At 46.2% G+C, this 15581-nt stretch carries 12 protein-coding genes; 2 read left to right on the top strand and 10 right to left on the bottom strand.

Annotated elements, in window-relative coordinates; translation table 11 throughout:
• Nucleotides 1-44 precede the first annotated feature (44 nt).
• The 9 genes from purF to fabB form a co-directional block, all read right to left on the bottom strand.
• The gene (purF, locus tag K6Y21_RS09175) at nucleotides 45-1562 is read right to left on the bottom strand and encodes an amidophosphoribosyltransferase (protein WP_233071529.1); all 1518 of its coding nucleotides are present in this window, start codon (nucleotides 1560-1562) and stop codon (nucleotides 45-47) included.
• Between the two features lie 18 nt (nucleotides 1563-1580).
• A complete protein-coding gene (locus K6Y21_RS09180) occupies nucleotides 1581-2069 on the bottom strand; it encodes a CvpA family protein (protein WP_233071530.1) in 489 nt (162 codons plus the stop codon).
• Between the two features lie 124 nt (nucleotides 2070-2193).
• Nucleotides 2194-3006, bottom strand: a complete 813-nt coding sequence (dedD, locus tag K6Y21_RS09185) for a cell division protein DedD (RefSeq protein WP_233071531.1) — start codon at nucleotides 3004-3006, stop codon at nucleotides 2194-2196.
• Between the two features lie 3 nt (nucleotides 3007-3009).
• Nucleotides 3010-4248, bottom strand: a complete 1239-nt coding sequence (folC, locus tag K6Y21_RS09190) for a bifunctional tetrahydrofolate synthase/dihydrofolate synthase (protein ID WP_233071532.1) — start codon at nucleotides 4246-4248, stop codon at nucleotides 3010-3012.
• A 9-nt stretch (nucleotides 4249-4257) separates the two neighbouring features.
• Nucleotides 4258-5046 (bottom strand): tRNA pseudouridine(38-40) synthase TruA, encoded by a 789-nt coding sequence (gene truA, locus K6Y21_RS09195; protein WP_233071533.1) that lies wholly within the window; start codon nucleotides 5044-5046, stop codon nucleotides 4258-4260.
• A 127-nt stretch (nucleotides 5047-5173) separates the two neighbouring features.
• Nucleotides 5174-7666, bottom strand: coding sequence for a FimV/HubP family polar landmark protein (locus K6Y21_RS09200; RefSeq protein WP_233071534.1), 2493 nt, complete (start codon nucleotides 7664-7666; stop codon nucleotides 5174-5176).
• Nucleotides 7667-7908: 242 nt separating this feature from the next.
• Nucleotides 7909-8925: an aspartate-semialdehyde dehydrogenase gene (locus K6Y21_RS09205; RefSeq protein WP_233071535.1), complete on the bottom strand. Its 1017-nt coding sequence runs from the start codon at nucleotides 8923-8925 to the stop codon at nucleotides 7909-7911.
• A gap of 21 nt (nucleotides 8926-8946) precedes the next feature.
• Nucleotides 8947-10071: a 4-phosphoerythronate dehydrogenase gene (locus K6Y21_RS09210; protein WP_233071536.1), complete on the bottom strand. Its 1125-nt coding sequence runs from the start codon at nucleotides 10069-10071 to the stop codon at nucleotides 8947-8949.
• Nucleotides 10072-10204: 133 nt separating this feature from the next.
• Nucleotides 10205-11416 (bottom strand): beta-ketoacyl-ACP synthase I, encoded by a 1212-nt coding sequence (gene fabB, locus K6Y21_RS09215; protein WP_233071537.1) that lies wholly within the window; start codon nucleotides 11414-11416, stop codon nucleotides 10205-10207.
• Between the two features lie 121 nt (nucleotides 11417-11537).
• Between fabB and mnmC the strand changes: the two genes are divergently transcribed.
• A complete protein-coding gene (gene mnmC / locus K6Y21_RS09220; RefSeq protein WP_233071538.1) occupies nucleotides 11538-13508 on the top strand; it encodes a bifunctional tRNA (5-methylaminomethyl-2-thiouridine)(34)-methyltransferase MnmC2/FAD-dependent 5-carboxymethylaminomethyl-2-thiouridine(34) oxidoreductase MnmC1 in 1971 nt (656 codons plus the stop codon).
• A 34-nt stretch (nucleotides 13509-13542) separates the two neighbouring features.
• Here mnmC and K6Y21_RS09225 read toward each other — a convergent pair whose 3' ends face one another.
• A complete protein-coding gene (locus K6Y21_RS09225; RefSeq protein ID WP_233071539.1) occupies nucleotides 13543-14142 on the bottom strand; it encodes a DUF922 domain-containing protein in 600 nt (199 codons plus the stop codon).
• A gap of 362 nt (nucleotides 14143-14504) precedes the next feature.
• Between K6Y21_RS09225 and K6Y21_RS09230 the strand changes: the two genes are divergently transcribed.
• A complete protein-coding gene (locus K6Y21_RS09230; protein WP_233071540.1) occupies nucleotides 14505-15581 on the top strand; it encodes a response regulator in 1077 nt (358 codons plus the stop codon).

A 15581-nucleotide genomic window follows, 5' to 3' on the forward strand; every position in this document is an offset into this window, starting at 1 on the left:
GCAACCCCTACTTATTTAACCCATCGCTATGCAACTAAATGGCTTTACGCGCCTTCATTGTGCATTTCTAGATTGGCAATTTCTTCCTTTTGCTCACGTAACTCCTTCGCATCATCACTACGCAAGTTATTCAGGTAATCTAAGTAATTTTGATCAATATCTTTGGTGACGTATTCACCGTTAAATACCGACGTTTCAAACTGTTTTATCTCAGGGTTTTGTACCGAGACCGCTTTTACCAAGTCTTTTAGATCTTGGAAAATCAGGCCATCGGCACCGATACTTTGACAAATTTGGTCAACGTCACGGCCATGGGCAATTAACTCATTTGCCGTTGGCATATCGATACCGTAAACGTTCGGGAAACGAATTTCAGGGGCAGCAGAAGCAAAGTAAACCTTTTTCGCACCCGCTTCACGCGCCATTTCAACAATCTGTTCACTGGTGGTACCACGAACAATAGAGTCATCCACCAGCAGCACATTTTTACCTGCAAATTCGGCATCAATCGCGTTTAATTTACGACGTACAGATTTACGACGCTGGGTTTGACCAGGCATGATAAAGGTACGGCCAATGTAACGGTTTTTCACAAATCCTTGGCGGTATGGCAGCTCTAACTGCAATGCGATTTGCAGCGCCACATCACATGATGTTTCTGGGATCGGAATCACTACGTCGATGTCTAGATCTTCCCATTCACGTTTGATCTTATCGCCCAAGGTTTTACCCATTTCTAAGCGAGCACCGTAAACAGAAATATTGTCTATGGTTGAATCTGGACGCGCAAAGTACACATATTCAAAAATACATGGGCAGTAGTTTGGAGCTTTGGCACATTGCTTGGTAAATAGTTCACCTTGCTCAGTCACAAAGATGGCTTCACCCGGTTGCACATCGCGGATGAATTCAAAACCAATGGCATCAAGCGCAACACTTTCAGAGGCGACCATGTATTCCATTTGGCCATCTTCAGCTTCGCGCTTACCTAGAACCAAAGGACGAATACCATTAGGATCACGAAAGGCAATAAGGCCGTGGCCATTTAAAATAGATACCACAGCATAAGCACCACGCGCCTGCTGATGAACTTTAGCAACAGCGGTAAAAATATCTTCGGAATTAAGCTGGTCTTTGTCGACACGGGCTAGCTCATGAGCCAGTACATTCAACAAGGTCTCAGAATCTGATGTTGTATTGATATGACGACGAGAACGAGTTGAAATTTGGGCTAATTCTGGCGCGTTAGTCAGGTTGCCGTTATGGGCGAGAGCCATGCCATAAGGAAAGTTAACGTAAAATGGCTGTGCTTCAGCGGCACTTGAGCTGCCAGCGGTAGGGTAACGCACATGACCGATACCGATATTACCTTTAAGGCGCTGCATATGTTTTGATTCAAACACATCTTTGACCAAACCATTGGCTTTACGTTGCTTAAAGTTACCTTCTGAAATAGTCACTATACCTGCTGCATCTTGGCCTCTGTGCTGTAGCACAGTAAGCGCATCATAGATACTTTGGTTAACAGGGGTAGATCCAACGATGCCGACAATACCACACATGTCTCTTGTCCTTGTATTTTAGGGGCGGTTTAAAAAACTGGATGATGCTTTTACATAGTCAAAGAACCATTCAATGACGATGCCAAATTCCGGTATTAGGATTGACGTTTGCCACCAAGGTGTCGATGGGAAGGCGGTAAACGAATCCATAAAAAACAATATCGCACTCACGATCAAGGCGCCACGAATGGCACCAAAACAAATACCCAACACACGATCGGTTCCTGATAGGCCCGTTTTTGAGACCAGTTGGCTAATAATATAATTGATCAATGCGCCTAAAATCAGAGTCACAATAAATAAAATAGCGATAGCGGCGGCATTGCGGATCAGGGGATCATTGATGTTGGGCAGAAATGTAGCAAGGTCGGTATAAAATTGGCTGGCAACAAAGAAGGCGGCAAACCAGCTGGCGAGAGAAAAAGCTTCTTTAACAAACCCTCGCACTAAGCTAATAATCGCTGACAAGCTGATAATGCCAAGTATGACGTAATCTATCCAGACCATTAATTTACCCAAACGTGGCTGCTCTGTTGCAGCAGCCTAGTTAAAAATCGCCGCGATTCTACCACTCTTGTTAACAAATTGCTTGCAAAAAATAGTATCAGATCACACTTAGAGTGTTTGTATATCACTGCGGATTGTAGGCCACTACTCGGCCATTTAGTTTGGTCAACTGTTTTAATGCAGGCAATTGCTTTTCTAACTTTTGCGCCGAGACATCAGGGCCCACATAGACTTTATTAATGCCCGTTTCGGTGACTACCGCTGGAATGGTGTAAACAGGATGACCAGCCTGACGTAGCTTTTTCACTAGGGCTTTTACATTCGCCGCGTTTCTGAACGCGCCCAGTTGTATCGTCCACGCAGCATCTTTAAACGCCACCTTAGTCACCGGGGCAACTGGCTTAATCACCCCAGCTTTAAGGGGCTCAGGGGTAGGTTTAGGGGCAGCCTTGGCCACATCAATCGGTTTAGGCGTTGGTTTAGGCGTCGCTTTAGGCTTATCGGCGACCTTCACAACGGGCGCAGGGGTCGCTTTTATGACCTCAACAGGCTTAGCCGTCACGACTTTGATCGGCGCAGCACTCGGTTCAGACATTGGCTCTGGAGTCGCTGATGGGGCCTCCTTTGCCGCAACTTCGACGGGCATCTCTTGACTAGACTCAGCTTCAGTGCTTTGAGCAGCCGGATCCTTGGCACTGATTATCACCGCATCGGGAATCGTTTCAATGCTAAATTGAGTGTCCTGCTCCGTCACATCGGCTGGCACTTGGAGTGCTTGCTGCGGCGATTGTTCAACCATTTCAGGTGCGATCGGGATTGCAACGAATTCTTCCCGATAGGTCTCTTTCTGACCATCCAATAAGCTCGGTAAAAACAGCACCGCTAACGCGACAAGAATAATGGTTCCAACTAACCGATTTTGAAACTGAGTGGCCACACGCTAACCTTTTTGTTGTCTATCGATAATTTCCGCTACAGTGTAAAACGAGCCGAATACAATTACCACCGCCTGTGCCTCACTGTCAGCAATCGCCTGTTGATAAGCAAGTTCAACGTTTTTAAACACTTGGGTTGTTTCTGCTGGGGTATATTGGGCAAGAAGCTGCGCACTCGCCGCGCGTGGCCCAGATAAATCAGCTAAGTACCATTGGCTTACAACGCCGTCAAACTTGGCCAATGTCGCTTTAATATCCTTGTCTTTGAGCATGCCAACCACGGCAAGAATAGGGCCGTTTGTCTTAGCTTTGAGCTGCTCAACAAGGTAGCCCGCTGAGTGAGGGTTATGGGCCACATCTAATATCACCGTTGGCGATGTCTGTATCACTTGCATGCGACCTGCTAACTTCGCCTCAAGCACGCCTTGCTTTATATGGGCCTCGCTCACATTCAAATCCAATTGCGCGATAGTGGCTAATGCCGTTGCGGCATTTTGCAGAGGCAGGGAAATCAAAGGTAACCCCGTTAACTGCTTATCCCCCATTTGCCAATCCCAACTCTTAGCCTGAAGGCTCATTGTAAAGGCTTGGTTTGCCAGTAATAATTTGGCACCTATGTGATCAGCATGAGCGATTAACCGCTGTGGTGTATCATAATCACCACAAATAGCTGGCTTATTAGTGCGGAAAATTCCCGCCTTTTCATAACTCACGTCTTCACGATTGTTACCCAGCCATTCAACATGGTCGATGTCGATGGTCGTCACAACTGACACATCGGGCTCGACAATATTGGTCGCATCAAGGCGACCACCCAGCCCCACTTCAAGCAAGATCACATCACATTGCGCCTGCTTTAATAACTGCAATGCAGCCAAGGTGCCAAATTCAAAATAGGTTAGCGCAATATCCCCGCGCCCTTGCTCTATGATGGCAAAAGCATCACAGTGTTGTTGCTCTAATAACTCTTGACCATCCACACGCACCCGTTCGGTATAACGAATCAGATGTGGTGAGCTATACACACCCACACGGTATCCCGCTTGCATTAAGATTGACTCTAACATGGCGCAGGTGGTGCCCTTACCATTAGTGCCGCCCACCAAGACCACTTTAGCGTTGTCAAATTCAGTTAAACCAAGTTGCTCTGCAACCCGTTTCACTCGAGTCAATCCCAACTCAATGTCGCTAGGGTGTAACTGTTCAAGGTGCGATAGCCAGGCTGATAGGGAATTAGGGATCATAAAATGCTCTTATGGGTTATCAATAAACAAAGGACCAATATGGTGGCGAGGTAGCGCAAATTCAGCAGGGTAGTCAACATCGACTAAATATAAGCCACCTGCTTTTGCGGTTGCCGCAGCAATGCTACGATCTTTTTGAGCTAATAAATAGGTTAACCATTCAACTGGTTGCTTACCCTTGCCTATCTCAATCAAGCTACCTGTTATATTTCTAACCATATGGTGTAAAAAGGCGTTCGCCTTAATATCAATAATGATATACGGCCCTTGACGAGTAATTTGAATATGATGGACCTGCCTAACAGGTGAATGGGCCTGACAATGCTTGGCTCGAAATGAAGTGAAATCATGTTCACCAACCAAGGCCTGCGCGGCTTGGTGCATCAGTTTATCATCCAGTGGCTCGTGATAATGACTCAAGCCCTGACTTAAAATGGCGCTGCGCAAATTTGAGTTATCGATAATATAGCGATATCGACGGGCTGTGGCCGAAAAGCGAGCATGAAAAGTATCGGGCACTTCTTTTACCCAGGCCACCGCGATATCATCAGGTAAGTTGGCGTTAACACCTAGGGTCCATGCCCGCGCGTTGCGCTTGGCATTGGTCACAAAATGCACCACCTGCCCGGTTGCATGAACACCCGCATCGGTACGACCCGCACAAAAAGTATCAATTTTTTCATTGGCCACCAAGCTCAAAGCCGCTTCTAGTCGGTCTTGTACCGTATCGACTTCAATTTGCTTTTGCCAGCCATAATAAGCAGCACCATTGTACTCGATACCTAATGCAACATGCATAATGCCTAATGCCCTTCATAAAAAGGGGCAATTATACCCAAACCGATTAAAGATGGAATCTGTCTTGGCCATAAAAAAGGGAGCCACTGGCTCCCTATTTGAACATGACGCCTTAATCGAGCGACGGCTAGCCGAGTCGATTAAGTAGCTTGGTGATTTCAGCGATTTGTTGTTCAGAGCCTTGGCCTTGAATTTCCTCAAGGATGCTCTTAGCGCCTTCTTTATCGTCAATCTCAAGGTAAGCACGCGCAAGATCAAGCTTTTGCCCTATACCACCTTCGTCAATATCAACATCAATTCCGCCGCTTTCAGGCAGTACATCCGGGAACTCATCTAAACCGATATCGAGGTTTGCGCCTTGATAAGCTTCTTCATTAGACTCTTCGCCGCTTTCCTCAAGTAGACGTTCGATATCTATGTAATCTTCTGAGACATCACCCGCGTTAGGAACTTCCACAGGCTCAGTAGGCTCATTAAAGGCAATTTCACCTAGCTGACTCGCCAACAGGTCTGTGTCTTCGATGTCATCGACCTCGGTGATCTCGGTCGCGTCTACTGGCTCATCAACCGTATCAATTTCCGCAAAATCCCACTCTAGATCGTCAATACTTGCGTCATCTTGGCTCGATTCTTCAGTATCAAGACTAAGATCAGCAATGTCATCAACTTTGTCTTCTACTACTTCGGTATTAGCATCAAATTCAAGGGCAGGCTCTGGCTCCTCAGTAGATTCCTCAGACATGTTAAAGTCAAATTCTTCTAGATCCGTTGCGCCCTTGGTTTCTGCTGGGGTGTCGGCCACTTCAGGCTCAGCCGTGGATGCCAAGTCAGCCACTAAGTCATCATCCATTGCCCCAGGTGATAGCTCGTCAAGCAAAATATCATCTTCATCATTAAGCTCAACGATCATCTCATCATCTTGAACTAACTGATTATCTTCTTGTAGTTCAAATAGCGAGTCATCGGCTTCTTCAAATTCGATGTTGGCTAAATCCTCTGCACTGAGAATGTCATCTGGGTTTGTCTCGGCAACTGGCTCTGCCACTGGCTCAACAATGGCTTCTGGCTCATCGATTGCTTCAACAATCGCTTCGTCAGTCGCCTCGGCAATTGCCTCAACCTCAGGCTGCTCAGCCGCCATGTCAAGATCCGAGCCTTGCAGTTCACTCACATCACCCAGATCCAAATCAGCTGACGTTTCGCTGCTAGCAAATAAATCGTCAGCTTCTGCCTCTGTTGCCTCTTCGCTGACCGCTTCGGCTTCATTAAAGTCAAAATCAAAGCTGTCGCTGGCATCCGTTGATTGCTCAGCCAGCATGTCTAATTCTGCACTGATGTCGGCTTCGTTGTCTTTGTTATCTAAATCTAAATCCAGTGCACTGTCACGGTTATCATCGTCACCACTGTCTAGATCGATTTCGCTCATCAAATCGATATCATCAGAAGCCAGATTTGCATTCGTTAGCTCATCCGCTTTCAGATCATCTTCTATCGAGAACTGTGATGCTTCTGGCTGAGTGGCCACTTCCTCATCACCTTGATCACCAGCTAAAAGATCATCATATTCACTCTTTTCTTCCATCAAGGTGCTGGTAGACGTGGCGATTTCTTGTTCTTGCTCTTCCGCTTCACGTTTTGTTTTAGCGCGTAGCCAGAATGAGAGGATCACCAGAATGATAAGAATAGGCAGTGCAATCACCGCCCCAAGATAAAGCCAACTAGAGGTAAGCAGTTTCAGTAAATCGTCAGATTCACCTTGGGCTTCTTGTTGTGGTTGTGCTGGCGCAGAGTTAGCCAGTTGCTGTGATAGTAACGCCTTTATTTCGTGTTGAACTTTTGAATCTTCTTGAAGCTGGTTTTTCAAGCTATCGAGGTCACTTGATAACGCTTCTAACTTCATCTTCATGCGTTGATTTGACTCGGCAACTTGCAGTAATTGCTGGTTAGAGTCGTCAAGCTGAGTTTTCAGTTCATCTAACTCTGCTGAGCCAACATTATTAACAACCTGTGTTGATGCATTGTCAGTGCTAGGCGTAGTTTCCGCTTCAGGTGTCTGCTCAGCCACATCGGGTGCTTCAACCGGTTTAGCCGTCGGCTCGACGGTTGGCTCAGGTGTTGGTGCTTTAGTTGGCGCAGGGGTGGCTTTTGGTGTTTCCTTGGGAGCAACCTTGGCAGCTTGCGTCTCGGCTATAAATTTTTGCTTAGCTGCGTCTTTATCAATGCCTTGAATTTCAGCTAAGGTTGGGATGGTCAGAACCGCACCATTAACCAGCCTGTTGATATCATTATTGAGAAAGGCTTGCGGGTTTTTATTGAAGATGGCCGTCATCATTTGATGCACAGACACACTGCGATTTGGGCGCGTTTTACTGGCGATGGACCACATGGTGTCAGATGACTTCAATGGGCCGTATGTTCCTGAATTAGCACCCGTGCTAGCCGTATTGACAACGGCGGCCTTAGGTACATTACGAATCTCTTGTTTCGTTTCGCCTTTTGGTCCTGTTAGTTCAACATAAAAACCGGGGGCATCTTTAAATACATCTTCTTCAGCAACAATATTGCTCGCAGCAAGCACGAGCGGTAACGCTATTACTGCGCGGGAAATAGAACGTCCCATGTTTAATCCTTTATTTTGATTTGCTCAAAAACCCAGCAAATATAACGCACATGGCGCATATACTTATTCAATAACTCATCACTATAAACCAGCATTGCGGGCTAATCTAGTTACAAAAGAATGGGGAGAGGATACAGGGGCTAGAATTGAGATCCAGCCCCCTATTTTGCTAAGTTTTGACTTAGTCAATAGCGGGTATTTCTAGAAAAACGAGTGCGTTAGCAACTTTTTGCTGCAAAAGCCTACAAATAATACTGACCAAGATGCTCTGCGATTTGCACCATGTTAGTCGCACTGCCTTTTCGCACATTGTCGATGGCAAACCAAAGCGCCAGACCGTTTTCATTGTTAATATCTTTGCGAACGCGATCAACATGCACTAAATCTTGACCAACAGCATGGCTCACACACGTCACCATTTCGTCACCAGGCTCGGCAAGTTCAACCCCCTGTGCATCACGGATCATGGATGTGATTTCATTTATTTCAAGGGGGTAACGGGTTTCAACGTGTAACACGCCAGCTAGGCCATGAAACACCGGCACAATAACGCAGCTCGCTGTCACGCCCACCTCTTGATCATTTAACACCAAAGGTAACTGGTTAGTGATGAGTAACTCATCTTGACTATAACCATTTTCAAGGGCTTGACCCGCCAAAGGTAAGCAGTTAAATGCAATTTGCTGCGCAAAGAAGTTCGGCTCAATGGGTTTAGCATTGAGTAACTTGGCTGTTTGCTCGGCTAGAGCAGCAACGCCTTGCTTGCCGGCTGATGATACTGACTGGTAGCTAGCCATATTAACCTTGTTCAACCCAACTTCGTCCTGTAAGGGTTTTAGCACTAGGCTCGCAGCAATTACCGCACTTGATGGGCTCACCGCAATTCGAGACTGGTGAATATTTGCCAAAGCTCCGGCGTTGATTTCGGGGACAACTTGCACCACATCTGGATCATCCATAAATGCCATTGAACTATCGATAATCAAACACCCTGCCGCTTTCGCCTCCTCTGCATAAGCTAACGCCGCTTCCGTACCGGCACAAAATAAGGCTATTTCAACTTGTGACCAATCAAACTTATCGGCTAATTGCACCCGGTGACGCTTGCCTTTAAACATCAGGGTTTCACCATCGCTGTTGTCAGAGCCAAGTAAAAACAATTGGTTAATTGGGTATTCACGCTCTTCTAGCTGTTCAACAACTGCATTTCCAACGGTGCCTGTGGCGCCTAGTACTGCAATATTAATTAAACGTTCCATTTTATCTCTTCTATTAAAAGTTCAGTCTGCAATGGTAAACCCAAGGGCCGCAAGTAAGCGGGCATCTTGGTTTGCGCCTAAGGAGACCGAAAGGGTCGAAAATTCACGTCGCTCGCGGTAATGCTTGCGCATCAAATCAAAGCCATTTGGCTCATTAATCTCTGCTCGCATGATATGGTCATCACGGCGTACATCGTAGACTAAATGTACCAAAGACTTGATCAGGTTTTGATTAAGCTCAGCATTAATCTGAATGTTATCAACGACTGCCTTAGGTAAATAATCGGCCACTCTTTTCTTACCACTGATGCCTAAATGTTGGCACAGCGCCTGGTACAAAACATCTGTGCCATTGGCTTTCCCTTCTAAGCTATAGCCAGCAATATGTGGGGTAGCAATCGCGGTGTAAGGCAGTAACTCGGTTTCGATATCCGGCTCATTTTCCCAAACATCTAAGATAAGTGTCGGTAAGCAACCTGTTTCAACGCGAGCAAGTAAGGCTTGATTATCAATCACCCCACCTCTTGAGGTATTAATGAGTACTTGTTCGTGGTTAAGTTGACGTAAGCGCTGTTGGTCGAACAAATGCTGTGTTGCGAACTCCCCCTCAGTTGTCAAAGGAACATGTAAGCTAATGAAATCACAATCCATGATGGCCTTCATATCAACAAACTGGCGATTGTCACCGGCTTGTTCAAGTAAGGGATCGCATAATAAACACTTCATGTCTAAGGCGGTGAGTTTTTGCCAAACCGCACTCCCGGTGTTGCCCGCTCCAACAATGCCAACTGTTTTACCTTGTAAGTTTATCAGGTGCTTTTCCGCGTGCACTAATATCGCACTCACTACATATTGAGCAACCGATTCCTTATTACAACCCGGCGCACTGACAAAGGGCACGTTACGGGCAGCCAAATACGCTTTATCTATGTGATCCATGCCAATGGTTGCGGTGCCAACGAAAGTGAGCCCCTTGTTGTTTGACAATAAATCTTGGTTGACTTGCGTAATAGAACGAACCAAAAGCACATCAGCATCAGCAACCTGATCCGGGGTAACCCTTCTCCCCTCAAAAAAGTGTAACTCACCAAGTTCACTGAACATTTCTCTAGCAAAGGGAATATTTGAATCGAGGAATATTTTCATCTTAGAAATCATTTTGCCTAAACAAACTTAAGTTTCGATATCGGCGATCACAGACCTGTTCATTGCCAATCACCAGAAACAAAAAAGAGCAGAGATAACTCCCTGCTCTCGTTATTCACCCTGAGGGGGCCCCTTATAATTTTTGGAAAACTAAGGTCGCGTTGGTACCACCAAAACCAAAGCTGTTAGACATAACCGTCTTCAATTGGGCTTTTTCTGCTTGGTTTTTAACAATCGGTAAGCCTTCCGCTTTCTCATCGGCTTGGTCAATATTAATGCTTGGCGCAACAAACTGGTTCTCTACCATTAGCAAGCTGTAAATCGCTTCGTGCACACCTGCCGCGCCTAATGCGTGACCTGTCATGGCTTTAGTTGCACTGATTTTCGGTGCATTATCACCAAACACTTCGCGAATGGCTTCCAGCTCGCGTACGTCACCCACTGGTGTAGATGTACCGTGAGTATTAAGATAATCAATCTCGCCGTTAACGGTCGCCATCGCTTGTTTCATACAACGCACCGCACCTTCACCTGACGGAGCAACCATGTCGTAACCGTCTGAAGTAGCGCCATAGCCTACAATTTCAGCGTAGATTTTAGCACCACGTGCCACAGCGTGTTCGTATTCTTCGACAACCACCATACCGCCGCCACCGGAAATAACAAAACCGTCGCGGTTTGCGTCATAGGTGCGTGAGGCTTTTTCAGGTGTTTCATTGTATTTAGTTGATAACGCCCCCATGGCATCGAACTCCATCGCCAGTGTCCAGTGCAGCTCTTCGCCACCACCAGCAAATACGATGTCTTGCTTACCAAGTTGAATTAATTCAAGTGCATTACCAATACAGTGGGCACTGGTAGCACAGGCTGAGCTGATTGAGTAGTTCACGCCTTTGATCTTGAATGGCGTGGCCAAACATGCCGAGGTCGTGCTAGCCATGGTTCGCGGTACCATGTAAGGACCTACACGCTTAACCCCTTTGCTGCGTAAGATATCGGCTGCTGCAACTTGGTTTTCTGATGAACCGCCGCCCGAGCCGACGACTAAACCGGTGCGCTCATTAGATACGTCGGTATCCGCTAGGTTTGCATCAGCAATGGCTTGCTCCATTGCAAGGTAGGCATAACCTGCGGCATCACCCATAAAACGCATGACTTTACGGTCAATATGATCTTTTGGCTCAATATTTAATGCGCCCCATACCTGACTGCGTAAGTTAAACTCGGCAAATTGCTCAGAAAAACGAATACCGGACTTGCCATTTTGCAATGAAGCAAGGACTTCCTCTTTATTGTTACCAATACTGGAAATAACACCGATACCTGTGATGACTGCTCTTCTCATTTATAGACCCTGTGGTTCTCTCGTTGCCGCCATTGTATCATTTTAACTATGACAACTGGTCGGCTTTCGACAATATAAGGTAAAATCGGCGCTATCATGCCACAAAATAGCGAAACTTTCTTTGATAAATCATAAACTCGAGAATGCCCAACTAGAATGGAATGCCAACGGCACCCCAATATCCAGTCAGTTTGACGACATATACTTTTCAAATATCAATGGTTTAGAAGAAACTCAACACGTCTTCATTAAAGCTAACGGGCTACCGAGTAGATGGCATAATTTTGCTCGAGATCACTTTGTTATCGCTGAAACTGGCTTCGGCACCGGATTAAATTTCCTGGTTGCTTGGCATACCTTCAATGAATTTAAGCAAGCCTATCCCAATCAAGGCCCGCAACGTCTTTATTTTACGAGCTTTGAGAAGTTCCCTCTCACGCAGCAAGATTTACAATTAGCCCTGGCACAATGGCCTGAATTGGCGCCTTTGGCGGAGCAATTGGTGCAAAACTATCCTAACTGCGTCGCTGGCAGTCATCGAGTAAGCTTACAACAAGGACAAGTGATCCTCGATCTTTGGTTTGGCGATCTCCATGATTCACTGCCGCAATTATACAGCACAACAGAAGGCCTCGTTGACTGCTGGTTTTTAGATGGCTTTGCACCCAGTAAAAATCCGGATATGTGGTCACCTGCCTTGTTCAACGCCATGGGCCGATTAGCCAAGCCTGGAGCAACGGTCGCCACGTTTACCGCTGCCGGTTTTGTTCGCCGCGGTTTAGGTGATGCTGGCTTTGTCATGACTAAGCCTAAAGGTTTTGGCCGCAAGCGCGAAATGCTCGCGGGCCACTACCCCATGACGCCTAAATGCCTCCCTGTGACGAAAGGCGAGAACCGAGAGCCTAGCGCATCAAACGACGCGTCCATCACCCTTGTTGGAGGAGGCATAGCCTCTGCGGCCACTGCGTTAGCCTTGGTCAGAAAAGGGCGAAAAGTCACCCTGTATTGTCAAGATAAGCAGCTGGCTCAACAGGCCTCGGGCAATCGCCAAGGCGCACTCTACCCACTACTTAGCCCGAATAACCCCATCAACACAGAGCTATTCATTCATGCTTTTGATTACAGTCGTCAATTATTAAAGCACGTCTCACACCATGGTCTTCGCCACCAATTTTGTGGTGTGATGGAGCTGAGTTACGACGACAAATCGGCGAAAAAAATTAACCTTATTGAGCAGCAAGGTTATCCCAGCACGCTAGTGAGTCCCCTAACCTCGGAGCAAGCAAATCAAGTCGCTAATCTAGCGATTGACACCCATGGGCTTTACTACCCACAAGGGGGCTGGCTTAATCCGGGAGATTATACGCTCGCCTTGATAGCACAAGCGCTAGAAAGCGGACGACTGACGCTCCATCTTGACAGTGAAGTTGGCGATATTTCGGCTTCATGTGAAGGCTGGCAGTTTAGCGTAAATGGCCAATTACAACACACTGACATTTTGCTACTGTGTATGGGCTCAAACCTACAGCCTTCCGTGTTTTCCGGTTTGCCTATCTTCCCTGTTCGCGGGCAAGTGAGCCATGTTAATGCCACGCCAACCAGCCAACAGTTAAATACCGTACTCTGTTATCAAGGCTATATGACCCCTGCCCATGAACAATCACACTGCATTGGCGCCAGTTATGGACGCAATCAAGACTCACTCGAGTTTAGCCAGGCAGAGCAACAACAAAACCATGACAAGTTGTTAAACTCCCTCCCTCAAGTAAGCTGGCCGCAAGGGCTTAATATGGACACAGATGAGGCCAGAGTCAGTGTGCGTTGTGGCACCCGAGATAATTTACCTTTTGTCGGTAAAATCCCGGTCCACCAAGGGTATGTGAACTTTAATCAAACTGAACAACTCGATCACTGCGGCTTATATATGCTAAGTGCATTGGGCTCACGAGGACTTTGCACTGCGCCTTTGATGGCCGAATTACTCGCATGTGAAATCGTGGGTGAGCCACTGCCTGTTGGAAAAACACTGCTTACTCGGTTACACCCTAACCGTTATTGGCTACGCAGCATAAAAAAAGGAAGACCGCTATAAGCGGCCTTCCTTTTGTATCAATAGCGTAGTTAGCTTATTTAAATGACAGCTTCATTTTTTTGTCATAGTCGCTACTTTCGACCTTCGCCTTAGCAAGGTAGCGATATCCCGCTTTATCTACGCGCTGTTGCAGTTGAGCACAATTTAAATTGGTTGGCGCAACTTTTATGCTTTCAATCAATTGCTCTGCCGCGTTAACCACAATGTCCTTATGACCGCTTTCATGATCGAGCAAGCCTCCGAGGTAGATCTGCCATTGTGCTTGGGCTTTTTCGGATTGTTCATCTACGTTTAACCATCTCGGTACCACAATATCGATTTCAATATCAACACCAGCGTCACCCACTCGGCATTGATTACCCTTTTGTTCAAAAGCAAGCTGCCAGTTCATATTGTAGCTAGCCTTACCTGCAGCCTTGTTACCCGCTTGCCCAGCAGGGCCAACAATACGGATCTTTTGAAACAGTTCATACATGCTCTGGGCTTCAAGATCGTAGAACTTGAAATTGACATTCACGTTTGGCGATAAGGTATCCAATTTACTAGACGTTTGCCAATCAGAGGCCGCCATAGCAGAGTTTGCACCTAGACTTAACGCACAACATAGCATTGAGAGTAGAGATAAGCTTTTCATTATTAATTATTATTTTCCCTGTGATTGGCTCACATATGAGATTTAGCAGCCCGACAAAAAACCGCTTCAAGCTATCACTTAGACAGAAATTGAGCAAGTTTCAAGATGATAGTTTTGTTCTTTTACTGATGTTTCTCACAAAACGTTGGTCTTGGTGGTTTTTTCATACTGCCGTTGCTCGATGCCATCGGCTATCTTGCCGTGAATATTCGGCCAGAAAGAAATCACGTGCCAATAAACGATTTTCTCAACAAGCAAAGGGATGAAGTAAATCGAACTAAAATAAACAGAACTCGACAAGCTTGATGGCAATAATGAGATTATTGCCATAAGATAGAATAAAGCATAGATAGGAACACCGCATGTCACTACCCATTCTCATTTGTGATGACTCAGCACTCGCCCGCAAACAGATGGCCAGAAGCTTGCCGGATAACTGGAATGTAGACATCACGTTTGCAACCCACGGAGGTGAAGGCTTAGAGGCAATCAAAAAGGGGTTAGGTAATGTTGTCTTTCTTGATTTGAACATGCCTGTTATGGATGGCTACGAAGTACTGGAAGCCATTTGCAAACAAGATTTAAACGCGTTAGTCATTGTCGTTTCAGGCGATATTCAACCGGAGGCGAGAGAGAAAGTACTGGGGTTTGGTGCCCTCGACTTTATCAAAAAACCGGTCAGCAAAGAAAAAATTGCCGATATCCTCAGTCAATACGGCGTCATCAATGAGGCCGATTTACTGCCCACCCCTGAGCCAGTCGATTCGCCTCCTCCACAAGCTGATGAAGTGGTGGCGGAGCTCGCGAAAGACGATATCAATGAATATGCCGGACCTAAAATTGAGTTACCTAATGATGCCCGAGATGCTTATCAAGAGGTCGCTAACGTCGCCATGGGGCAAGCCGCAGATCTGCTAGCGCGATTACTTAATGTATTCGTGCTACTCCCTATCCCCACAGTGAACCTGTTAGAAGTCAGTGAATTGACTATGGCGTTAGAAGCAGCAGAATCTAACGATACGATTTCAGCTGTTTGCCAGGGCTACATCGGAGCCGGGATCGCTGGTGAAGCGTTAATCCTGTTTCACGACTCCAGCTTTAAAGATATGGCCAGCCTGATGAACTTTCAGGGAGATCTCAACGAGCAAGCTGAAATTGAGGTCATGATGGACATTGCCAACATCTTGATCGGGGCATTTCTCAAAGGCTTCGCCGAACAACTCGATATGTCATTTAGCCAAGGTCACCCCGTTGTATTAGGCCAGCATTGTAAAATCAAAGATTTAGTTAACGAAAACCAGACTCGCTGGAAGCAAACCCTAGCGATTGAAATAAACTACGTTATTGAAAATCAAAATATTCATTGCGACTTGTTGATGTTATTCACCGAAGATTCCATCACAACCCTTAACAATAAACTCACTTATTTGTTGAATTAA

Origin of the sequence: Motilimonas eburnea (assembly GCF_021295345.1) — a bacterium.
Classification (GTDB): Bacteria; Pseudomonadota; Gammaproteobacteria; order Enterobacterales; family CBDFNC01; genus Motilimonas; species Motilimonas eburnea.

Excerpts from the sequence above, each read along its gene's own strand:
- purF (WP_233071529.1), bottom strand. The coding sequence starts at position 1,562 with ATGTGTGGTATTGTCGGCATCGTTGGATCTACCCCTGTTAACCAAAGT.
- K6Y21_RS09205 (WP_233071535.1), bottom strand. The coding sequence starts at position 8,925 with ATGGAACGTTTAATTAATATTGCAGTACTAGGCGCCACAGGCACCGTT.
- K6Y21_RS09180 (WP_233071530.1), bottom strand. The coding sequence starts at position 2,069 with ATGGTCTGGATAGATTACGTCATACTTGGCATTATCAGCTTGTCAGCG.
- fabB (WP_233071537.1), bottom strand. The coding sequence starts at position 11,416 with ATGAGAAGAGCAGTCATCACAGGTATCGGTGTTATTTCCAGTATTGGT.
- K6Y21_RS09230 (WP_233071540.1), top strand. The coding sequence starts at position 14,505 with ATGTCACTACCCATTCTCATTTGTGATGACTCAGCACTCGCCCGCAAA.
- K6Y21_RS09210 (WP_233071536.1), bottom strand. The coding sequence starts at position 10,071 with ATGAAAATATTCCTCGATTCAAATATTCCCTTTGCTAGAGAAATGTTC.
- folC (WP_233071532.1), bottom strand. The coding sequence starts at position 4,248 with ATGATCCCTAATTCCCTATCAGCCTGGCTATCGCACCTTGAACAGTTA.
- truA (WP_233071533.1), bottom strand. The coding sequence starts at position 5,046 with ATGCATGTTGCATTAGGTATCGAGTACAATGGTGCTGCTTATTATGGC.
- K6Y21_RS09225 (WP_233071539.1), bottom strand. The coding sequence starts at position 14,142 with ATGAAAAGCTTATCTCTACTCTCAATGCTATGTTGTGCGTTAAGTCTA.
- K6Y21_RS09200 (WP_233071534.1), bottom strand. The coding sequence starts at position 7,666 with ATGGGACGTTCTATTTCCCGCGCAGTAATAGCGTTACCGCTCGTGCTT.